General features: G+C 66.4%; 15 protein-coding genes. 10 read left to right on the top strand and 5 right to left on the bottom strand.

Annotation, left to right across the window (positions count from 1 at the left end; genetic code table 11):
* The first annotated feature begins 3 nt into the window (after positions 1 to 3).
* From C8C95_RS22225 to C8C95_RS22215, 3 genes are all read left to right on the top strand, one after another.
* A complete protein-coding gene (locus C8C95_RS22225) occupies positions 4 to 945 on the top strand; it encodes a glutathione S-transferase family protein (protein WP_116750021.1) in 942 nt (313 codons plus the stop codon).
* Positions 946 to 1,093: 148 nt separating this feature from the next.
* Positions 1,094 to 1,999: an SDR family oxidoreductase gene (locus tag C8C95_RS22220; RefSeq protein ID WP_116750020.1), complete on the top strand. Its 906-nt coding sequence runs from the start codon at positions 1,094 to 1,096 to the stop codon at positions 1,997 to 1,999.
* A 50-nt stretch (positions 2,000 to 2,049) separates the two neighbouring features.
* Positions 2,050 to 2,640 (top strand): MGMT family protein, encoded by a 591-nt coding sequence (locus C8C95_RS22215; protein ID WP_116750019.1) that lies wholly within the window; start codon positions 2,050 to 2,052, stop codon positions 2,638 to 2,640.
* A 6-nt stretch (positions 2,641 to 2,646) separates the two neighbouring features.
* Here C8C95_RS22215 and C8C95_RS22210 read toward each other — a convergent pair whose 3' ends face one another.
* Complete coding sequence (locus tag C8C95_RS22210; RefSeq protein WP_056746246.1) at positions 2,647 to 3,429, bottom strand: IclR family transcriptional regulator; 783 nt, start codon at positions 3,427 to 3,429, stop codon at positions 2,647 to 2,649.
* 242 nt (positions 3,430 to 3,671) lie between these two features.
* Between C8C95_RS22210 and C8C95_RS22205 the strand changes: the two genes are divergently transcribed.
* From C8C95_RS22205 to C8C95_RS22180, 6 genes are all read left to right on the top strand, one after another.
* Positions 3,672 to 4,625, top strand: a complete 954-nt coding sequence (locus C8C95_RS22205) for a TRAP transporter substrate-binding protein (RefSeq protein WP_099732131.1) — start codon at positions 3,672 to 3,674, stop codon at positions 4,623 to 4,625.
* Positions 4,626 to 4,754: 129 nt separating this feature from the next.
* Positions 4,755 to 5,204 (top strand): type II 3-dehydroquinate dehydratase, encoded by a 450-nt coding sequence (locus C8C95_RS22200; protein ID WP_010465590.1) that lies wholly within the window; start codon positions 4,755 to 4,757, stop codon positions 5,202 to 5,204.
* Between the two features lie 384 nt (positions 5,205 to 5,588).
* Entirely contained in the window at positions 5,589 to 5,831 is a 243-nt protein-coding gene (locus C8C95_RS22195; protein WP_116750018.1) for a hypothetical protein, read from the top strand.
* A 59-nt stretch (positions 5,832 to 5,890) separates the two neighbouring features.
* A complete protein-coding gene (locus tag C8C95_RS22190) occupies positions 5,891 to 14,506 on the top strand; it encodes a glucoamylase family protein (RefSeq protein WP_116750419.1) in 8,616 nt (2,871 codons plus the stop codon).
* 226 nt (positions 14,507 to 14,732) lie between these two features.
* On the top strand, positions 14,733 to 15,407 hold the full coding sequence (locus tag C8C95_RS22185) for a Crp/Fnr family transcriptional regulator (protein ID WP_116750418.1): 675 nt from the start codon (positions 14,733 to 14,735) through the stop codon (positions 15,405 to 15,407).
* Positions 15,408 to 15,619: 212 nt separating this feature from the next.
* The gene (locus C8C95_RS22180) at positions 15,620 to 16,324 is read left to right on the top strand and encodes a Crp/Fnr family transcriptional regulator (RefSeq protein ID WP_056746240.1); all 705 of its coding nucleotides are present in this window, start codon (positions 15,620 to 15,622) and stop codon (positions 16,322 to 16,324) included.
* Between the two features lie 49 nt (positions 16,325 to 16,373).
* Here C8C95_RS22180 and C8C95_RS22175 read toward each other — a convergent pair whose 3' ends face one another.
* Both C8C95_RS22175 and C8C95_RS22170 read right to left on the bottom strand, forming a co-directional pair.
* Positions 16,374 to 17,045, bottom strand: coding sequence for a BON domain-containing protein (locus C8C95_RS22175; protein WP_116750017.1), 672 nt, complete (start codon positions 17,043 to 17,045; stop codon positions 16,374 to 16,376).
* A gap of 169 nt (positions 17,046 to 17,214) precedes the next feature.
* Positions 17,215 to 18,117 carry a GGDEF domain-containing protein gene (locus tag C8C95_RS22170; RefSeq protein WP_243415754.1) on the bottom strand — a complete coding sequence of 301 codons (903 nt, stop codon included), beginning with the start codon at positions 18,115 to 18,117 and terminating at the stop codon, positions 17,215 to 17,217.
* Between the two features lie 317 nt (positions 18,118 to 18,434).
* Between C8C95_RS22170 and C8C95_RS22165 the strand changes: the two genes are divergently transcribed.
* Complete coding sequence (locus C8C95_RS22165; protein WP_116750015.1) at positions 18,435 to 19,460, top strand: diguanylate cyclase; 1,026 nt, start codon at positions 18,435 to 18,437, stop codon at positions 19,458 to 19,460.
* Between the two features lie 18 nt (positions 19,461 to 19,478).
* Here C8C95_RS22165 and C8C95_RS22160 read toward each other — a convergent pair whose 3' ends face one another.
* Positions 19,479 to 20,564, bottom strand: a complete 1,086-nt coding sequence (locus C8C95_RS22160; RefSeq protein ID WP_116750014.1) for a DUF72 domain-containing protein — start codon at positions 20,562 to 20,564, stop codon at positions 19,479 to 19,481.
* A 46-nt stretch (positions 20,565 to 20,610) separates the two neighbouring features.
* Positions 20,611 to 21,015 carry a hypothetical protein gene (locus tag C8C95_RS22155; RefSeq protein ID WP_056063453.1) on the bottom strand — a complete coding sequence of 135 codons (405 nt, stop codon included), beginning with the start codon at positions 21,013 to 21,015 and terminating at the stop codon, positions 20,611 to 20,613.
* Positions 21,016 to 21,129: the final 114 nt, after the last annotated feature.

The raw sequence follows: 21,129 nt of genomic DNA, 5'->3' as shown, positions 1-21,129 counted from the left end.
CCCATGTCCCACCTCATCCTGCACCACTACCCCTCGTCCCCGTTTTCCGAAAAGATCCGTGCGGTGCTCGGCTTCAAGCAGCTGGCCTGGAAGTCCGTCATCATCCCCAGCGTCATGCCCAAGCCCGATGTGGTGGCGCTGACCGGCGGGTATCGCAAGACGCCGTTCTTGCAGATCGGCGCCGACATTTATTGCGACTCGGCCCTGATCTGCGATGTGCTGGAGCATGAGCATCCCGAACCCGTGCTGTATCCGCCGCACCTCAAAGGCGTGTCGCGCGTGTTTGCGCAGTGGGCCGACACCACGCTGTTCTGGGCTGCCATGGCCTACAACCTGCAGCCCAAGGGCGCCGCCGTGTTGTTTGCCAACCTGCCGCCGGCGGCCGCGCAAGTGTTTGGCGAAGACCGCCGCGAGATGAGCGCGGGCATGCAGCGCCTGCGCCCGGCCGATGCCACGGCCGCCTATCGCTCGTACCTGCGGCGTATTGCGCACATGGCCGAGGAACACGACTTCCTGTTCGGCGCCGAGCCTTGCCTGGCCGACTTTGCGGCCTACCACCCGCTGTGGTTCACGCGCCAGTGTGTGCCCGTGATGGCCGACATTTTTGCCGCCACGCCCGCCGTGCTGGAGTGGATGGACCGCATCGCCGCACTGGGCCATGGCCGCATGGAGAAGTTCAGCGCCGCCGACGCCATCACCGTGGCCGCGGGCATGGAGCCGCTGCCGCTGACCGACGACGTGTTCCAGGACGAGCACGGCATCCCGCTGGGTACCCAGGTCACGATTGCCGCCGAGAGCTTTGGCACAGAGCCCACCGAAGGCGAGCTGATTGCCGCCACCCGCACCCGCTACACCTTGCGCCGTACCGACCCGCGTGCGGGCACGGTGCACGTTCACTTTCCCCGTATCGGCTACGTGCTGCGGCCGGTGACGTCGGCGTCCTGAAAAACACCCGCCTTTTTGATCGCATTGCGCCCGATGCGCTCTGCGTGTTCGGGCGGCGTTGGCCGAAGCCGTGTGTCGGCATCAGCGCCCTCCCGTGTTTCACGACCGCACCCCATCATCCATCGATAACCCCTAGGAGACACAAAACATGATCGACAACTTTGCCGGCAAAACCGCCGTCCTCACCGGCGCCGGCTCGGGCTTTGGCCTGGAATGCGCGCGCATTGGCGCCCGCCTGGGCATGAACTTGGTGCTGGTCGATGTGCAGCAGGACGCGCTCGACGCCGCCACGGCCGAGATGCAGGCCGCAGGCGCCCAGGTGCTGGCGCGCAAGGTGGACGTGTCGAACGCCGCCCAGATGGAGCAACTCGCCGCCGACGTGCAGCAACGCTTTGGCGCACCGCACCTGGTGTTCAACAACGCAGGCGTGGGCGCGGGCGGCCTGGTGTGGGAAAACTCGGTCAAGGACTGGGAGTGGGTGCTGGGCGTGAACCTGTGGGGTGTGGTGCACGGCGTGCGCCTGTTCACCCCCATGATGCTGGCAGCGGCCAAGGCCGACCCCACTTGGCGCGGCCACATCATCAACACCGCCAGCATGGCGGGCCTGCTGGCAGCGCCCAACATGGGCATCTACAACGTGAGCAAGCATGCAGTGGTCAGTCTGTCGGAGACGCTGTATCAGGATTTGTCGCTGGTCACTGACCAGATCGGCGCCAGCGTGTTGTGCCCGTTCTTTGTGCCCACCGGCATCAACCAGAGCCACCGCAACCGCCCCGGCGACCTGCCTGCCGAAAAGCCCACCAAGAGCCAGCTCATCGGCCAGGCGATGAGCGACAAGGCCGTGGGCAGTGGCAAGGTGACTGCTTCCGAGGTCGCGCAAAAGGTCTTCGACGCTGCTGCCCAGGGCCAGTTCTACATCTACAGCCACCCCAAGGCCCTGGCCTCGGTGCAGACGCGCATGGAAGACGTGATGATGGGCCGCAACCCCACCGACCCGTTTGCCGCCAAGCCCGAGCTGGGTGCACAGTTGCGGGCAGCGCTGAGGGCTGATTGAGCCAGAGGCGCTTGATTTACATGCCCTGAATGCTATTCAAAAGGTAGCAAATGGCCGCAGAGCTGCACGCCAACGACACGGCGCACCGCCCCACAGGCGGCTATGCGCTGTTCCCCACGGCCATCGACCACTGCGGCATTGCATGGCGGGGGGCGCTGCTGGTGGGGGTGCAGTTGCCGGAAGACGCGGGCGAGGTGGCAACGCGTGCCCGCATGCAGCGCCGGTTTCCGCAGCTCGCCGAAGCTGCGATGCCACCCGATGTGGCAGCCTGGGCAGCACGCGTGGTGGCCCTGCTTGAAGGTGCGCAGGACGACCTGCGTGATGTGCCCTTGGCGCTCGACGCCGTGCCTCCCTTCCACGCCCGCGTGTACGAACTGGCCCGCTGCATTCCACCCGGCAAAACCATGACCTATGGCGAGATGGCCGCCGCATTGGGCGAGCCGGGTGCTGCGCGTGCCGTGGGCCAGGCGTTGGGCCACAACCCGTTTGCGCCTGTGGTGCCGTGCCACCGTATCCTGGCTGCAAACGGCAAGACAGGCGGTTTTTCGGCCGGTGGCGGCGCCACCACCAAGATGCGCATGCTGGAGATCGAGGGCGCGTTTGCGCACGAGACCCTGGCGCTGTTTGCACCCAGGGGCTGAAGGGGTTCAGCCGCGCTTTTTGAGCAGGGGCGACCCCGCGCTGGCCATGGCCAGCTCGTGCGTGGTGTTCAGCAGGGCAGGGCCCAGGGCCTGCATGCGCTCGGGCGTCAGGCGCACAAGTGGGCCCGCAATGGTCACCACCCCGATCACCGGGCCATTGCCTTGCCGGATGGGTGCGGCCATGGCCGTCATGGCCGGAGCAAACACCTCGACGATGGTGCTGAAGCCCTGCTGCCGTGCGGTGCGCAGGTAGGCCAGCAGGGCCTTCACGGTGGTGGGGGCGTTGGGGCCGTAGTCCTCGGGCTTGCCAAAGCCCTGGCGTGCTACCAGGGCCAGGGCCTCTTCATCGCTCATCGTGGACAGCCAGGCATGGCCGGCCGAGCTGCACGAAAGGTTGACCGACAGGCCCATGTCCGGGTCGTAGCGCAGGCCGCGCACGGCCCCTTGCGCCTTGGCCACAAAGGTCAGCGCGTCACCATCCACCACGGCCAGACGCACCAGCTCGCCTGATTCGGCCGCCAGCCGGTCCAGCAGGGGTTGGGCAATGTCCACCACGCCCGTGGCGCTCAGATAGCCCAGGCCCAGCGACACCAGCTTGATGGTGAGCATGTAGTTGCCCTGGCTCTGGTCCTGCCGCACGTAGCCGCAACGGATCAATTCGGCCAGCAGGCGGTGCGTGGCGCTCAGTGGCATGTCCAGTTCCGAGGCCAGGCTCGACAGGGCCTTGCCTTCCGGGTGCGGTGCAAGGTGCTCCAGGACTTTGAAACTGCGTTCAAGGATGCTGCTCATGGCGGGGCTTTTTGTGATCGTGAACTGGTTTTGTCGGGATACCAAAGCGCTGGTTCTTCCGGCGCAATGTATCAAAAACTGTTAAAGGGTTTCTACTGTGGAAACAGTTTCCACTTTATTCATACGATGCAGTCCCAGATGCACCCCGGGCCTGGGGTGCACAACCCTGGTCTCTTTTTGTTGGAGAAGTCCCTGTGAAAAAAACTGCTTGCCTCCTGGCGGCCGCTGGCCTGTCCTTCTTGATGGCGCTACCCGCCGCCGCGCAGCAGGAGCGCGTGATCCGCTTCGGACACCTGAACAATGCCGACCACCCCGTGAGCTTTGGCGTCAAGCGTTTTGGCGAGCTGCTGGCGGCCAAGAGCGGCGGCAAGATGAAGGTGATGGAGTTCCCCGCCTCGCAGCTGGGCAACGAGATGCAGCAGCAGTCGGCGCTGCAGGGCGGTGTGCAGCAGATGTCGGCCCCGGCCACCACCTCGCTGGCCGGCATCGTCAAGGAATTCGGGTTGGTGGACTTTCCCTTTTCTGTGGCCAACTTTGCGCAGGCCGATGCGCTGCTCGACGGCCCCCTGGGCCAGGCGCTGATCGCCCGATTGCCCGAGAAGGGCCTGGTGGCCCTGGGCTACTGGGACCTCGGTTTTCGCAACGTGACCAACAGCAGGCGCCCCATCACCAAGGCCGATGATTTTGATGGCCTCAAGCTGCGCGTGATCCCCAACCCGGTGTTCCTGGAGACCTTCAAGGCCTTCAAGGCCAACCCTGTGCCCATGCCGTTTGCCGAGCTGTACGGCGCGCTGGAAGCCAAGGCCGTGGACGGCCAGGAGAACCCCTATGCCGTGATCCTGTCGAACAAGATGTTCGAGGTGCAGAAGTACGTGAGCGCCACCAACCACGTGTACGCCGCCAACATCGTGCTGGTGAGCAAGAAGTTCTGGGACCAGCTCACCCCCGCTGAGCAGAAGATGATGCACGACGCTGCCAACGAGTCGCGTGGCTACCAGCGTCAGGTGAGCCGCGCTGCAGCGCAGCGTTCGGTGGGTGACCTGCAGGCCAAAGGCATGGCCTACAACGAGATCACGCCCGCCGAGCTGGCGCGCATGCAGCAGATCGCCAAGCCCGTGATCGAGAAGTTCGCGGCCACCTATGACCCGGCGATCGTCAAGCTCTACAACGACGAACTCGCCCGCATCCGCAAGTAAGAGCGCCTGGCAAACCTCTTCTGGCGTCGTTGCTGCGTCTTGTCGTGCTATTCGCACTGCCTGCGACGCAGCGCCTAGCCAGAACCGCTTCGCTGAGCTTTGTCAGCCGCTCCCAACCCTGAACACCCCATGAAAATTCTCATCCTCCACGGCCCCAACCTCAACCTGTTCGGGCGCCGCGAACCTCATATCTACGGCACCACCACGCTGGCCCAGATCAACGAGCGTTTGCTCAAGCTCGCTACAGAGCTGGGTGTGGAACTCGACATCGTGCAGTCCAACCATGAGGGCGCGCTCATCGACTTCCTGCACGCGAACATCGATGCAGCGCAGGGCGCACTCGTGAATCCTGCGGGCCTCACACAGCACGGCGTGCCGCTGCACGACGCCATCAAGGCCATGCCTTTCCCGGTGATCGAAGTGCACATGTCCAACATCGCCGCGCGCGAGGCCTGGCGCGCGCATTCCATCATCTCGCCCGCCGTCAAGGCCACGGTGCAGGGCTTCGGTCCCCACTCCTATCTGGCCGGGCTGCGGGCGCTGGTGGACAGCCTGCGCGAGGCCGCCCAGGTTGCCTGAGCGGTGCGGGCGCACGGTGGTGGGCGTTCAACGTTTCCTCTGAAAAGTCGTAGTCCAGTGATGGACCGGCGCTGGCTTCTGCCGTGCTGGTACCGAGCAGTGTTTGATTCGTTATTTTTGGATCAAATCGACCGCTAGTGCTTTGATGTATTGCGCTGTGCGCTATACAAATAGTAGCGTTGTAGTTGACTTCAACGCTACCCACCTCGCCAGTCGCTTTGCCAGCGAGGCCAGGCATCAGGTGGTGAGGTGCATGGGCAAAAATCAGACTGGCTGGGGTCTGTTCGACAGCGCACAGACGCGCAGCATGTGCCCCTTGTACAAGAGGATCGGAGCGTACCCGCCATGTGGTTGCGCCATTCACTTGTGTACCAGGAGCCGCCCATGTCCCATCCATCCAACCTTGCCTCTGCGTGGGACACGTCTTCCGTGGGGCAGCCGGCAGACATATCGCTGCTGGAACTCTCCCATCTGGGTGAACACCTGGTGCATTGCGGCGCATTGCGGGGGCCGCTGGACCGGTTGCTCGGTGGCGCTGCATGGCTGCAGGCCCAGGCGGCCGAGCATGTGGTGACGGTTGCACTGCTGGTCACCTTGCTGGTGGGGGCTGTATCGCTGGTGCGGTAGGGCGCGCGCGCATGGGCTTACGCACACCATGGCCCTGGGTTCCCTCCGCGATGGACCGCATGCTCGATGCCCGGGCAGGCCCGGTGCTGGAGCCCCTGCGGGCCGAAGTGTTTGGCGTGGCCCGCTTCGAAGAGCATGGCCGGCACCTCGGTTCCTCCCACGACGCAGGCAAGGCGCCCTTTGGCCGCACCACGTTTTACCCGCGTCTGCAGAGCAACATCCGCGCGCTGCGGGGCGCGTACCGCTACCTGTTTGACGCACCGCATGACGAGCATGCGATCAGCCCCGCCGCTGAATGGCTGTTTGACAACTTCCACCTGATCGAAAGCCAGCTCAAGGAGATCCGGGCCGGGCTGCCGCCGCGTTACTACCGCTCGCTGCCCGTGCTCAAAGACGCCCCGCTGGTGGGCCTGCCGCGTGTGTACGGTGTGGCCTGGTCGTTTGTGGCCCATACCGACAGTGCGTTCGATGAATCGCTGCTCGTACAGTACCTGAACGCTTACCAGGAGACCCGCGAGCTGAGCCAGGGCGAGCTGTGGGCGTTGCCCACCACGCTGCGCGTGGTGCTCATCGAAAACCTGCGCCGCCTGGCAGAGCGCCTGGCCAGCCACAAGGCCGCGCAGGAGCTGGCCAGCCTGTGCGCCGCCCGCAGCCAGGACCTGAACGGGCTGACACTGGATGCTGCCTGCGCCGCCATGGAGCGGCGTGGCGTGGCCCCGGTGTTCCTTGCCCACCTGGCGCAGTCGATGATGGGGCGCGGCGTGGTGGGCGGGCATGCCGCTGCAGGCACGCCATCGCCCGTGCAGCAGTGGTTGTTGTCCGCGGTGCCCGACCTGGTGGCGTTGCAGGCCCAGCAGCAGATTAACCAGGCCGCCGACCAGCTGAGCATGGGCAATGCCGTTACCGCACTGCGGCGGGTGGGCGCTGCCGACTGGTCCGACATCATCAGCCAGACCAGCCTGGTGCTGCGCGCCATGCTGCAGTCGCCCGTGTTTGCGGCCGAGGACGAGTCCACCCGCAACACCACCTTGCATGGCATCGAAAACCTGTCAGCCCGCAGCGGGCAGGGCGAGGCCGCGGTGGCGCGGACGCTGCTGTTGCTGATGTCGGGCGCAGACCGTGAGCCTCAGGATGGGACTGGGGCTGAACAGGCGTTGGCAGGCTATTGGCTGCAAGGCGCCGGGCGCGGCCAGCTGGAGCATGCCCTGGGCGTGCGCCGACATACCACCGACGCGGTGGCCCTGTGGCGTTCTGCGGTGGGTCTGTCGCGTGTGCCGTTGTACCTGGGCGCATTGCTGCTGGGCTCGCTCGGTCTGCTGGCCTGGCTGATGGCGCCCCTGTGGGGTGTGCAGGCGGGGCCCGATACCAGCGCAGCCCATCTTGCGGGCCTGGCGCTGGTCGCCGCCTTGTTGCTGCTGCCCGTGTCCGAGATCGTGGTGGCCGTGGTCAACCGGCTCATTGGCGAATCCGTCCGGCCCACCTACATGCCCCGCTACCTGCTGCCAGCGGGCATTCCGGTATCGGCACGTGTGCTGGTGGCGATCCCGGCCCTGCTCAGCAGCACCGGCACCATCGACCGGCTGGTGCACCGCCTGCACCTGCATTACCTGGCCAACCCCGAGCCCTGTGCGCAATTTGCGCTGCTGACCGACGGTGTGGATGCCGATGTGCAAGACCTGCCCGAAGACGGCCCGCTGCTGGCCGATGCCCAGAGCCAGATGCAGGCCCTGAATCAGCAGCACCCCGTCACTCCAGGCAGTGCCCCGCGTTTTGTGCTGCTGCACCGCGCGCGCACCTACAGCCCTACGCAGCAGCAGTGGATCGGCTGGGAGCGCAAGCGCGGCAAGCTCGAACAGCTGGTGGCCGCACTCGCCACCGGGGGGCAGGGCGCCTTCCTGGACCTGGACGAACTCTCGCACCTCGCACCGCAGACCCGCTATGTGCTCACGCTGGACAGCGATACGCAACTGCCCCCTGGCCGCCTGCGCAGCCTGGTGGGCGTGGCCGAGCACCCCGAGAATCAACCTCGGCTGGATGCCACAGGCCAGCGCGTGGTTCAGGGCTACGGCATCCTGCAGCCCCGGGTGCTGGCGCCACTGCCCACCGCTGCCACCACCTCGTTGTGGCAATGGCTGTTTGCGGGCCAGCAGGGGCTGGACCCGTATAGTGCAATGACCTCCGACGTCTACCAGGATTTTTTTGCCGAAGGCAGTTTCACCGGCAAGGGCCTGCTGCATGTGGCCACCGTGCACGCCGTGCTGGGCGGGCGCCTGCCAGCCGACCAGGTGCTGAGCCACGACCTGCTCGAAGGTGCGCTGGCACGCTGCGCCGTGGTGAGCGATGTGACGCTGGTGGAGGCGGAGCCCGAACACAGTGACACCGCAGCCTCCCGCCTGCACCGCTGGACGCGGGGCGACTGGCAGCTGTGGCCCTTTCTGGCCCAGGCCCAGCGCTGGGGCCTTCCGTCCATCAACCGCTGGAAGCTGCTGGACAACCTGCGCCGCTCGCTCGTGGCGCCCGCATCGCTGGTACTGGTGGTGCTGGCCCTGGCGGGGCTGGGCCTGCCTTTGGCCAGCACGCTGGCGCTGGTGGTGGCGGCCTATGTGGCTGCGCCCTTGATGGGGGCACTGGCGGGCTGGGTGCCCAGCCGCTTTGGGCTGGTCGGCATGCGCTTTGTGCACGAAGCATCGGGCGACCTGTTGCGCGCCCTGGCCAGTGGTGTGTGGCACCTGGCCCTGCTGCCGCAGCAAGCGCTGCTGCTGGGCGATGCCGTGGTGCGCACCGTGCACCGGCAGGCCGTGAGCCGCTGGCACCTGCTGGAGTGGACCACGGCCGAGGCCGCGCAGAGCAGCCTGATCACAGGCCTGGCGGCCACGCTGCGCAGACACAAGGCGGCACCCTTGCTGGCGCTGGGCTGTGGCCTGGCACTGTGGGCCGGTGGAACCTTGGCACCTTGGACTTTGGTGGGGCCGCTGCTGACGCTGTGGGCGCTGTCGCCGCTGCTGGTGTGGCTGGCCAACCGCGTTCCGTCTGGCCTGGGCAACCCAACCTTGTCGGTACAAGACCAGGACCTGCTGCACGGGGTGGCGCGAGACACCTGGCGATTGTTCGAGCGCTGTGTGGATGCCTCCAACCATCACCTGCCGCCCGACAACCTGCAGACCGCCCCGTATGAAATGGTGGCGCACCGTACCTCGCCCACCAACATCGGGCTGTACCTTTTGAGCGCCAGTTGTGCGCGCCAGTTCGGCTGGATCGGCACGCTGGAGCTGCTCGACCGGCTCGAAGCCACCCTCGTGACCCTGCAGGCCATGGAGCGGCACCAAGGCCACTTTCTGAACTGGTACGACACCGAAACCCTGCAGCCTCTGCACCCGCGTTATGTGTCCACGGTGGACAGCGGCAACCTCTGCGCCCACCTGGTGGCCGTGGCGCAGGCCTGCCATGCGCTGGCGGCGCAGCCGCTGTCGCCGCACGCGGGCGAGGAGGCCATCCGCGCATCGCTGGCGCGGCTGCAGCCCCGGCTGGGCATCCACCACCCAGGCATGCGCGGGTTGCACCACCCTTCTGCGCTGAGCCGCCTGCTTGGCATGCGCCCGCCAGACGCAGCGCATCTGCCCGAGGCCACGGCGTTTCGCGCGCTGCTGGCGCAGGCGCAGGACGAACTGCGCAGCATGGCCCAGCCACGCCACCCGGCCATCGTGCACAGCCCGCCGACGGAACAGGACGAACTGCTGTGGCTGCTGGCCGACCACCTGGCCACACTGCAGTCGGTGGACCGTGACCAGCAAGCAGCACACCACGGCGGCGCACCCGAGACCACGCGCCGCCTCATGGCCCTGGCCGAGGGGCTGGACGCCCTGGCCTGGCAGGCCGACTTCCGGTTTCTGTACCACCCCCGGCGGCACCTGCTGCACATTGGCTACCGGGTGGACGAGCAACAGTTGGACACCTCGTTTTATGACCTGCTCGCGTCCGAGTCGCGCACCACCAGCCTGCTGGCCGTGGCCAAGGGCGACCTGCCGGTGAAACACTGGGCGGCCCTGGGGCGGCCGTTTTTTGCGAGCGGCCACCATGCGGTGCTGCGCTCGTGGTCGGGCTCGATGTTCGAGTACCTGATGCCCACGCTGGTCATGGCTGAGCCGTATCACAGCGCACTGGGCGAAGCCGGACGGTCGGCCCTGCGCGAGCAGGTGGCGCTGGTGCAGGGGTTGGGCAAAGATATGCCCTGGGGCATTTCTGAATGCGCCTATGCTGGGCGCGACCACACCCTGGCGTACCAGTACGCGCCGCAGGGCGTGCCGCGCCTGGCCTTGCGCCGCACGCCGGTGGGCGAGATGGTGATTGCGCCCTATGCCACGGCGCTGGCCACGCAGGTGGATGCCCGCGCAGCCTGCGCCAACTTCCGCACCCTGGAAGCACTGTCGGCGCGTGGGCGCTACGGCTTCTACGAGGCATTGGACTTCACGCCCGAACGGCAGACCCACGGCGAGCGGTTTACCCTGGTCAGCACCTACATGGCCCACCACCAGGGCATGACCATCGTGGCGCTGGCCAATGTGCTGCTCAGCGGCGTGGCCCAGTGCTGGGGCAGGGCGCATGCCCGCATCGAGGCCGTACTGCCGTTGCTGCAGGAGCGCGCCCCGCGCGAACTGCCCACCTTGCAGGCGACACCGCCGCGTCTGCCGCTGCATGCGCGCCAGCAAAAGACGCCCGACCATGTGCGCAACGTCACCCCTGGCGCCCACGCGCTGGAGCCCACACACTTACTGGGCAACGGGCGCTACAGCGTCACACTGCGCGCCAACGGGGCAGGGTGGAGCCGCTGGCACCAGACGGGTATCACCCGCTGGCGCGATGATGCGCTGCGGGATGCACATGGCAGCTTTCTGTATGTGCGGCAGATGGGCTCCAGCGTGCCCGTGTCCGTCACCAGCCACCCCGCTCCCGACGCGCGAGCGGTGTACGGCAGCATCTTCCACACCGACCGCGTGTGTTTTGATGCGCTGTGGCCGGGGCTGCGCGTGCACACCACCGTGTGGTTGAGCCCGGAAGACGACATTGAACTGCGCAAGGTGGTGGTGAGCAACCTGGGCGATGAAGTGATCGAACTGGAGCTGATCTCGGCCCTGGACATCACCCTGGCCACCCACGCGGCCTACGAGGCGCACCCGGCGTTCTCCAACCTTTTCATTGCCGCCGATTGGCTGCCTGCACAGCAGGCCCTGCGGTTTATGCGCACCCCCCGCCTGCAGACCGAGGCCACGCTGCAGGCTGCACACTTTGTGGCCGATACCCAAGGTCATGTGCTGGGCCTGCGTTGCCAGACTGACCGGCAGCTCTGGCTGGGGCGCAACCACACGCCAGGCCAGCCGTTGGCGATGCTGGACTGTGTGCCGGAGGTGCCCGCCACGCTGGACACGGGCTTGGACCCCGTAGCCGCCACGGGCGTGATGCTGCGCATTGCGCCCGGCGCGCAGGCCTGTGTCACGTTTGCCACGGCGGCATCGCCAGACCCGGCCACGCTGCTGGCCATCATCGACAAATACCGCCAGCCCAGCTATCTGGAGCGGGCATCGGCCATGTCGGCCACGCTCGCCAGCATCCAGTGGGCATCGCACCGCCCGCACCGCGATTACCTACCCGCGCTGCAGGCACTGACCACGGCGCTGGTGTTCACGCTGCCCAAGGTCCACAGCACCCACCTGGGTGTGCTGACCGAGGCCCAGGCCGCCCGTCCCGTGTGTGACCGGCGCACGCTGTGGCAACTGGGCCTGTCGGGTGACCGGCCCATTGTGCTGGTGATGGCCGGATCGCCCCAGGGCATGGGCCTGCTGCGCACGCTGGCGCAGGCACTGCGCGAATGGTCGCATGGCGGCGTGGCCTGCGACCTGGTGGTGCTCAGCAGTGAATCCCACTCGTACCACATGCCCTTGCAGCGCGAGCTGACGCTGCTGCGTGAGCACCACGATGCCGACCTGGCCACACACAACGGCCCGGCGGTGACCAGCCTGCGGGTGCTACGGCTCGATGAGCTGTCGGCTGCGCAGCTGGGCACCTTGGTGAGCCTGGCCCGCATCACCCTGCAGGCCGACGGCCATGCGCTCATGCACCAGGTAAGGGCCTGGGTGGCGGCCCATGGCGTCTCGATGGCCAGCCCTTGGCGCGGTGGCGCCACGGACGAAGTGCCCACGCACCAGGGCAGCGCCCAGGTGCCCGCGCCGGTGGGCGGTTTTGCACCGGTGACCGGCACCTTTGGGTTTGATGTGTCGGCAGCGCTGCGGCCTGCCAAACCTTGGGTCAATGTGCTGGCCAATGCCCAGCTGGGGGCCATGGTGTCGGAAACTGGCGCGGGCAACACCTGGGCGCTCAACAGCCGCTTGAACCAGCTCACCGCGTGGTCGAACGACCCGGTGGCCGACCCGCCTGCCGAATGGCTGCTGCTGCAGGACCGCCGCACGCGCGGGGTGTGGAGCCTGACCCCCTCGGCCTGGGGCGCTGCCGATGTGGTGTACGGCGTGGAGCACGCCCAGGGCAGCACCACCATCCGCCACCGCAGAGGCGCGCTGGAGGTGGAGGTGCGCTGGTGCGTGGACCCCATCACGGCCATCAAACAGGTGTTTGTGCAGGTGCGCAATCTGGGCAACCGGCGCGAGCACTTGCGCCTGGTGGGCATGGTGGAGTGGATGATGGGTGAAAAGCGCAGCGACCGCGCCACGCTGGCCACCGCACCGTGTTTTGCACCGCTGCCCGACGGCCGCTTGCTGGGCCTGTTGTGCACGCAGACCGAGGCGGCTGCGGGCTTGGGCGGGGGCACGGCCTTTTTCTGCGAGGCCTCGGCTGGGCCGGGCACGGACGACCGTGCCAACGACAGCCTGGACTGGACGTGCGACCGCCGCGAGTTCTTCGATGCCCAGGGCGATCTGGTGGTACCCCTGCAGCTGGGGCAGCGCAGCGGGTTTGGGCTGGACCCCTGTGCAGCCCTGTCGCGATTGGTGACCTTGCGGGCAGGGGCGGTGTTCGAGCGCGTGTACCTGATGGGCTACGCCCCCACCGAGGCTGCGGCACGCACGCTGGGTGCCCAGGCAATGGCCGTTGCGGCCCGCACGCGAGAGAAGGCCACCCTCGACCAGTGGAATCTGCTGCTGGGCGCGACGCAGGTGGCCACGCCCGATCCACTGTTTGATGTGCTGGTCAACCGCTGGCTGCTGTACCAGACGGTGTCTTCACGCCTGTTTGCCAAAGCGGGCTTTTACCAGGCGGGCGGTGCCACGGGCTACCGCGACCAGTTGCAGGATGCCATGGCGCTGGCCTGGGCGCAGCCGGGCACCTTGCGCGCGCAGATCGTGCTGTGCGCATCGCGCCAGTTTGAAGCGGGCGATGTGCAGCATTGGTGGCACACGCCGGGCGGGGCCGGGGTGCGCACCCATTTCTCGGATGACCTGTTGTGGTTGCCCTTTGCCTGCGCGCATTACCTGGAACGCACTGCAGACCACGGTTTGCTGCAGGAGCAGGTGGCGTTCCTTGAAGGTTCTGCGATCCCCGACGGGGCGGAAGACATCTACGAATCGCCCAGCGCCAGCACCACCACGGCCAGCGTGTACGAGCATGCCGCCCGCACCATAGACCGCAGCCTGCGCACCGGCGCACACGGCCTGCCGCTGATGGGCGGCGGCGACTGGAACGACGGCATGAACCGCGTGGGCGACGGTGGGCGCGGCGAATCGGTGTGGTTGGCGTGGTTCCTGTGCGCCATCGTCACCGACTGGATTCCGATCTCCCGCGATCGGGGCGATCTGGATCGGGTGCAGCGCTGGGACGCTGCCCTGACCGGCTGGCGCGTGGCACTGGAAAACCAGGCGTGGGACGGTGACTGGTACCAGCGCGCCTTTTTTGACGATGGCACGGCCCTGGGCAGCCACACGCGGGACGAAGGTCGCATTGACCTCATCGCGCAGGCCTGGGCGGTGCTCTCGGGCGCAGCAAAGCCTGCGCGGCAGCGCCAGGCCATGGACGCGGTCGAGGCGCATCTGGTCAACCCCGCAGCAGGCTTGATCCAGCTGCTGGCGCCCCCGCTGCGCCATGCATCACCCAGCGCGGGCTACATCCAGGCCTACCCGCCCGGCGTGCGCGAGAACGGCGGGCAGTATGCCCATGGCGGCGTATGGGCGCTGATGGCCGCTGCAGAACTGGCGCTGCAGAAGCCTGAGCACCCCGGTGCGTTCGATGTGCCTTACCGTTACTTCACCTACCTGAGTCCGGCGCACCGGGCCCAGCACCCGGTGTGGGGGGCGGTGTACGCCGTGGAGCCCTATGTGATGGCGGCTGACATCTACAGCCAGCCGCCCTATGTGGGGCGCGGCGGCTGGAGCTGGTACACCGGAGCAGCAGGCTGGCTGCACCGCGCAGCGGTGGAGTCCATCGTGGGGCTGCAGATGCGGGCGCAAGAGCTGTTCTTCACGCCTTGTCTGCCGTCACACTGGCCGGGTTCAGAGCTGACGCTGGTGCGTTCAGGGCGCACGCTGCGGTTTGTGCTGGTGCGCGTTGCCGCAGGAGCCTCAGCGGTCTTGCCGTCGAACGTCCCACCGGATGCCCGATGGTTGCAGGTGGGCGAGCGGCTACGCTGGGGTGACGGGCCCGATGGCCAGTGTTTTGTGATTCCGTTCCCTGGGTAGGGCATGCGCAGAGTGCATCTTTTGTGGGGCCTTGGTGCACCTTGACATCCAGCATTTGGTAATTGTGTGTATGTACGATACCGTACAGACCTTGTTCGGCGCGCTGCAACAAACTTGCGGCATGCCCAGGCGGCAGGCAGGGCCGCAGGGGCCCAGCACCGCGATACACCAAGGTGCCACCATCAAACGCTCCAATATCCCCCTTCAAAACCAGCTGCTGGCAGCCTTGCCTGAGCCAGACCTGCAGCGCTGGCTGCCATTGCTGGAACCTGTGGAGCTGGCGCTGGGACAGGTGCTGTACGAATCGGGCGCGGCCATGCCGCACGTGTATTTCCCCACCAGTGCCATCGTGTCGCTGCTGTATGTGCTGGAGGATGGCGCGTCGGCGGAGATCGCGGTGGTGGGCTACGAGGGCTTGGTGGGCATATCGATCTTCATGGGCGGTGGAACCACGCCCAGCCGGGCAGTGGTGCAAAGTGCTGGGGCGGGATTTCGGCTGCGTGCGGACGTCATCAAATCCGAGTTTGAACATGCAGGACCGGTCATGCACCTGTTGCTGCGCTACACGCAGGCACTCATCACCCAGATGGCACAAACCGCCGTGTGCAACCGCCACCACTCGCTGGACCAGCAGCTGTGCCGCTGGCTGCTGCTGAGCCTGGACCGCTTGCCCAGCAACCAATTGATCATGACGCAAGAGTTGATCGCCAACATGCTGGGCGTGCGGCGCGAAGGGGTGACCGAGGCCGCACTCAAGCTGCAGCGGTCGGGCCTCATCAGCTATGCGCGCGGGCACATCAACGTGCTGGACCGCCCGGGGCTGGAGCGCCGCACTTGCGAGTGCTATGAGGTGGTCAAAAAGGAATACGACCGACTGCTGCCATTGGTCGTAGCGAGCTAGGGGCGCCGACCTGGCAGACAATGTGAAGTGGTCCCCCTCTGATCCTGCGGGATGAAGACGTCGCACAGGGCCTGCACCCTGTGTGCGCTGGCAGACAGTCGCACCGCGCAAAGCCACCCACACTGGGCTCCACCTTGCGCAAGGCAAGGCATTGCGCAGGGGTCCTGGCGCTGCACTCCCGTGCAGTGCGGACAGCAGCCCAAGGCCCCGCAATGCAAAGCAAAGACAACACCCTTCTTCAGCAACTGCCGACTGCGGCGCGCGAGCGTTTGCTGCAGCATTGCGAGCCCTTTGAGCTGGTACTGTCAGCCGAACTGAGCACCCGCGGCCGACCATTGGCGCATGCCCATTTCCCGACCGAAGGTTTTTTGTCGCTGGTCATTGATGTGGACAGCCACCCCCCGCTGGAAGTGGGGATGGTGGGGTCAGAGGCCATGCTGGGCTCGGAGCTGATTCTGGGGCTCGCGGCCACGCCGTGGCGGGCCTTGGTGCAGGGCGCTGGGTCTAGCTGGCGCATTGGCGCCAAACAGTTGCGTGCGCAAATCGACGCGATTCCCGAATTGGAGGCCTTGATTCAGGCCTGCCTGCTGGCGCGACTGCACCAGCAGACGCTGGCTGCAGCGTGCCAGCGCTATCACCTCATTGCCCCCCGCCTGGCGCGCTGGCTGTTGATGAGCCAGGACCGATCGTTGTCGGACTCCTTTCACCTCACGCAAGAGTTCATGGCACTGATGCTGGGCGTGCGCCGCGTGGGAGTGACGGAGGCGGCGGGGCACTTTCAGGATGCGGGCCTGATCACCTACCAGCGGGGTGAACTCACCGTGCTCAACCGCAAAGCGTTGGAGGCCGAGGCCTGCAGTTGCTACGCAGCGGACAAGGCCATCTATCGTCGGTTGATGAAATACAGCAGCCCGTAGCTCGCCGGAGTTCTGGCTAAGGACTGCGGGTACTGGGGTGACTTCTCATTCACGGTTTGATCTGCAGATCGTCTTGAATGCTGCGAATGCCCAGCACGCTGTGGGCAATCGTCACCCAGCGGTTGGCGCGGGGCATGCCCTGTGGTTGCATGACATTGGGAGATTCAGGCGCCGGAATGGGTGGGGGCAGAGTGGAATCGGCATGCACTGCACTGGCGGGGGCGGAGTGCTCGTCGGCACCCGTTGGGGCGTGGCGTTCCTGGTAGAGCTGGCTGGGTACGGGAGCCAGCAACCGCTTGGCGCGCAGCGCCTGCAGGTCCGGCGTGTGGCCTTGGCGTACTGCCAGAGCCGGCGCGGTGCCATTGGAGAACATGAAACTGTCCACCGATTTCACACCGGACACGGTTTGCGCCACAAACACAGCCAGGTCGATCTGCGTGGGGTCTGCGGCCATGCCGCTGAGCAGCACCACGCCCTGGTGCGATTCCACACGGATGTTGTAGCTATTGACTACGGGTGACAGGATGAGTGCGGCCCGCACCCGCGAAGTGATCACGCCGTCTTCCAGGTAGGCCACCGGCGACGGGCTGGCGGGTGCCCACTCGGTCACCATATCGCTGCGCTTGCAGCCCTGCAGCGGCAGCAGTGCAAGCGCCATCATCAGCGCAGAAAGGGCGGCGGGCAGCGGCTGTCGGTGACGCTGAAGTGTCGGGTGGCGCATGGTGAAAGATTCCCTGGAAGAGCCCGGTCGCCCAAGCGGGGTTGGCCGTGTCTTCACTGTGTGCCCCCGTGGCGTGTTTGTCTGTTCGTAACCGTACCCACCCAGGTGTGAGCAGCCGTTGCGGGCTGCGACGACAGGCTGAGGCCTGCCGCAAGCCAGGGCCTCCAGCTCAAGGGTGCTGGTCCGGGCGGTCTGCGATGTCGGTACCTTCCGTTTTTCCAAACGCATACCCGCATCGTTCGCGCTTGGCGGCATACATCGCTGCGTCGGCACAGGCCAGCAGGGCGTCTGCCTGAGTGCCATGCTGGGGGCAGATGGCCACCCCGATGCTGGGGCGCACCAGCAGTTGCAGGTGGCCAATCTTCATGGGGCAACACACCGCCTGCAGCAGCTTGGCGCACAACTGGTGTAGCGGCGCTTCGTCCGCCACACCTCGGAGCAGGCAGGCAAACTCATCGCCACCCAGGCGCACCACCAGGTCGCCATGGCGCACAGCGGCGTTCAGTCGCGCGGCTGTGATGCGCAATACCTCGTCGCCCACGCCGTGACCGTGGGTGTCGTTCACGGTCTTGAAGTTGTCGAGGTCGATGAACAACACCGTCGGTCCGGGTTGCAGGGAGTGCCTTTGGTCCAGCAAGTCTTCCAGGCGCAGTAGCAGATGGCGCCGGTTGGGCAGGTTGGTCAACTCGTCGTGCAGCGCCTGGTGTCGCGCCAGGCGCTCACCGTTGCGCACGCGGTCCAAATCGGCCAGCGCCTGGGTCAGTGCCGCCTGAGTGCCTTCCATGGTGCGCTCCAGGGCGTGGCGTTCTGCGGCTTCACGCGCCATTACCTGCAGCATCTGCTGCATGGCTGCCACACAGGTGCTCACACTGGGCTCGCCCAGGTTTTGATTGGCATGCGATGGGGGCGCCATCCACAGCCGGCCGTGCTGGGTGCTGGAGCCCGGTGCCCACTTCACTTGCAGCGAACGCAGCCACAGCTTCCAGCGCTGGACTTGTTCTGCTGTGGGCCAAGTGGCCGCCAGGGCCTTGCCCCACTCCCATGGTCTTTGGTTGCTGTCCATACGATTCATCAGGTGTTTCCGCCTCGCGGCACGAAGACGGTGTGAGCCACAACACCGACGCCGCTCCGGTGTGCCTGCCTCACCAGGTCAAGCGGTTGGCGGGCCAGCCAAGGCATCTGAACAGTGATTTGCCAGTGCCAGAGTCTGCTTGCTGCAAGGGGCGTGTACCGTCTGGCAGCGCACATAAACGTGGTAGGCAGCGCTGGCAAGGTCAATGTTGCAGGTGTTACATTTGTTTGACGCGTTAGCTGCCGCGGGCGCAGCGCCTTTGCACAGCGCTTCAGGCCGTTGCCCAGCACCTTCCGTCCCCGCCAAGGAACCGTCCCATGTCACCAGAACGCCAACGGCTCATCCGCATGCTGTTCGACGAGTACATCGAGATGTATGCCGGACGCGATGCCCGGCTGGTGGATCGCTTCAGCGAGAACTTCAGCGGCTTTGCGGGCAGCAGCGACAAGCTCATCAAAACCCGCAGCGAATGGGTGGACATCACGCAGACCGACTTTGCGCAGGTGCCCGGGCGCATCGGCATCGAGGTGCTGGACCTGTTCCCGCAGGAACTGGGGGCCGATGTGCTGGCCGTGACCGCGTTTTTCCACATCCACCTGCCCAACCCCGACCCGCTGTTTGCCAGCGAGACCGCCCGCTTGGTGCTCGTCTTCCGGCAGGAGGGCGATGACTGGAAGATTGCGCACAGCAGCATCTCCATCCCGTATGGACTGGCCCGAGACGGCGAGGTGTACCCCGTCAGCCGCCTACAGCAGCGCAACCAGGAGCTGCAGACGTTGGTGGATGAGCGCACCCAGGCACTGGCCCAGGCCAACAACCAGCTGCAGCTGCTCAGCAACACCGACGGCCTGACCGGTATCGCCAACCGCCGCCATTTTGACCAGACCTTGGCCCATGAATGGGCTCGCGCACAACGGGCCCACGGACCGCTGTCGCTGATCATGCTGGACGTGGATGTGTTCAAGCACTTCAATGACCACTACGGCCATCTGGCGGGCGATGCCTGCCTGAAATCCCTGGCCCTGACGCTGGCACAGACCGGGGGACGGCGCGACGGTGACCTGGTGGCGCGCTTTGGCGGCGAGGAGTTTGTGGTGCTGCTGCCCGGCGCCGATGCCCGGGTCGCCCTGGAGATGGCCCAGCACATCCAGCAAGCCATCCGGGCGCTGGCCTTGCCGCACGAGGGTGCGCCGTGGGGCATCGTGACGGTGAGCTTCGGCGTGGCCACCATGGCGCCACAGCGCGAGCAGTTGGCCGAAGAGCTGGTACGCCGCGCGGACCGCGCGATGTACCGTGCCAAGCAAGGCGGCCGCAACCGCATCGAGCAGGCGCCGGAGCAATAAAGCGGGGTGGGTCGGGTTTTACCTGGCCGCCAGCCGAGCGAATTCTTCCGCCACGCCCCGCACCGTGAGCGGCGCACAGCCTTCGGCATGGTTGCTGATGGTCACGAAGGCGTTCTGTCCACGGCCTGTGATGCCTGCGATCACTGCGGCCAGTGCCGCCCGGGTGTCCAGGTCCGGGTGGTGCAGGCGGTCGTAGGGTTCGTACATCCGCTCGGCCTCTTCATAGCCGTAGGGGCCGTGCACAGGGTTCAGGTTCCAGCGGCACACCAGCGGGCTAGGCCACAGAGCACGCAGCAGGGGCAGTTGGTCGGGGAGCGGCGGCATCTTGGCATGCAGCCCCAGGCAATAGGTGGCGCCCGCTTCACGCAGCACGGCCGCAAAGTCGGGCGTCAGCCACTCTGGGTCGCGCACCTCCACGGCAATCACCCCATCGGGCGCCAGTGGTGCCAGCGGGGGCAGGGCCAGCAGCATGGCACGCAGGCGATCCAGCAAGGCGGGCATGCGATCCAGCTGCGCCAGCGGCAGGGGGCTGAGCTGGAATACCAGCGCGCCCAGCTTGTGGCCCAGGCCCTGGAGCGCCGGCTCCACACATTCGCTGCGGGCCAGCTCGGGGCTGAGGAACGCCGGGTTGGGCTGGCGGCCGCGTCCGTCTTCGCTGCGCACCAGTGCATCCGTCACCACGCTGGGCGCTTTGACCACAAACCGGAAGTCGTCGGGCACCTGCGACGCATAGCGCTCGTATTGGCTCACCGTGAGCGGCCGGTAGAAGCTGCGGTCGATGCTCACCGTGCGCATCAGCGGGTGCTGGGCGTACACGGCCAGCCCCTGTTTGGACAGCTGCGTGTCGGAATGCTCGCCCTCCCACACCAGGCCTTTCCAGCCGGGGTAGGTCCATGACGAAGTGCCCAGGCGCAACTGGCGGGGCAGGGCAGCAGCCAAGGCTTCCAGAGCATCGTCCGGAACAATCGGGGCCACCGTGCCAGACCGGGTACGCCGTGCCGTGGACTCAGTGCCTTGCGTGGGTGATGGCGCCGATGGCCCGTTGGCCGGCATGTCTGCCGACGGAGGCTTGGGCAGTGTGTCGCCAAAAAGATCGTCTTGCATGCGCTGCTGTGGGGCGGTTTGGCGCGGTACGGCGGGGCAGTCTGCGCTACGAGCTGCCAAACAGCCCGCTCTCGTCCAGCAGGTCAAACGTGATCTGGGGGTGGGTGTCCATGCTTTTCTTGATGGCAGCCGGGATGGCCTGCCGTGTCTTGCGGCACAGGCCCGGCTGTTCGTGCACCAGGATCGCAATGCCCCGCAGGCTGCGCACCTCGTTCGGGCTTTGGGTGATGGACAGGCGGATGCCCAGTTGCTGCTCCATGCGCTCCTGCATCCTGCGCAGGTCGGCAAGACTGCCCAGGTTCTCCAGGCGCTCCAGCATCTTCTTTTCTTCGCTGCGCGTGAGCATCAGGATGCGCAGATCTCCCCCCGGTGCTTGCAGCAACGCCTCCCGGTCGCACACGCAGGTGCCAGGGGGGCATTCGGTACGGATGGGGAAAGGTGGGAGGGACATGAAGCGGCGTGCGAACAGTCTTTCATTCTATGAAGGGCTGACCGTGCCGAGCGTGTGGCCACCTGCAAGTCCATGCGGCCCATGACCCGTCCTGAATAGCGTTGACACCCAGGA

This window comes from Acidovorax sp. 99, from assembly GCF_003096455.1.
GTDB classification, from domain to species: Bacteria; Pseudomonadota; Gammaproteobacteria; order Burkholderiales; family Burkholderiaceae_C; genus Acidovorax; species Acidovorax delafieldii.
The sequence above is the reverse complement of the archived record's forward strand: the minus strand, read 5'-3'. Positions and strand labels throughout refer to the sequence as shown.

Bases quoted from the DNA above. Each gene is read 5' to 3' on its own strand.
- C8C95_RS22225 (WP_116750021.1), top strand. From the start codon at position 4: ATGTCCCACCTCATCCTGCACCACTACCCCTCGTCCCCGTTTTCCGAA.
- C8C95_RS22180 (WP_056746240.1), top strand. From the start codon at position 15,620: ATGCAAAGCAAAGACAACACCCTTCTTCAGCAACTGCCGACTGCGGCG.
- C8C95_RS22215 (WP_116750019.1), top strand. From the start codon at position 2,050: ATGGCCGCAGAGCTGCACGCCAACGACACGGCGCACCGCCCCACAGGC.
- C8C95_RS22210 (WP_056746246.1), bottom strand. From the start codon at position 3,429: ATGAGCAGCATCCTTGAACGCAGTTTCAAAGTCCTGGAGCACCTTGCA.
- C8C95_RS22205 (WP_099732131.1), top strand. From the start codon at position 3,672: ATGGCGCTACCCGCCGCCGCGCAGCAGGAGCGCGTGATCCGCTTCGGA.
- C8C95_RS22200 (WP_010465590.1), top strand. From the start codon at position 4,755: ATGAAAATTCTCATCCTCCACGGCCCCAACCTCAACCTGTTCGGGCGC.
- C8C95_RS22170 (WP_243415754.1), bottom strand. From the start codon at position 18,117: ATGAATCGTATGGACAGCAACCAAAGACCATGGGAGTGGGGCAAGGCC.
- C8C95_RS22190 (WP_116750419.1), top strand. From the start codon at position 5,891: ATGCTCGATGCCCGGGCAGGCCCGGTGCTGGAGCCCCTGCGGGCCGAA.
- C8C95_RS22165 (WP_116750015.1), top strand. From the start codon at position 18,435: ATGTCACCAGAACGCCAACGGCTCATCCGCATGCTGTTCGACGAGTAC.
- C8C95_RS22220 (WP_116750020.1), top strand. From the start codon at position 1,094: ATGATCGACAACTTTGCCGGCAAAACCGCCGTCCTCACCGGCGCCGGC.
- C8C95_RS22160 (WP_116750014.1), bottom strand. From the start codon at position 20,564: ATGCAAGACGATCTTTTTGGCGACACACTGCCCAAGCCTCCGTCGGCA.
- C8C95_RS22175 (WP_116750017.1), bottom strand. From the start codon at position 17,045: ATGCGCCACCCGACACTTCAGCGTCACCGACAGCCGCTGCCCGCCGCC.
- C8C95_RS22155 (WP_056063453.1), bottom strand. From the start codon at position 21,015: ATGTCCCTCCCACCTTTCCCCATCCGTACCGAATGCCCCCCTGGCACC.
- C8C95_RS22195 (WP_116750018.1), top strand. From the start codon at position 5,589: ATGTCCCATCCATCCAACCTTGCCTCTGCGTGGGACACGTCTTCCGTG.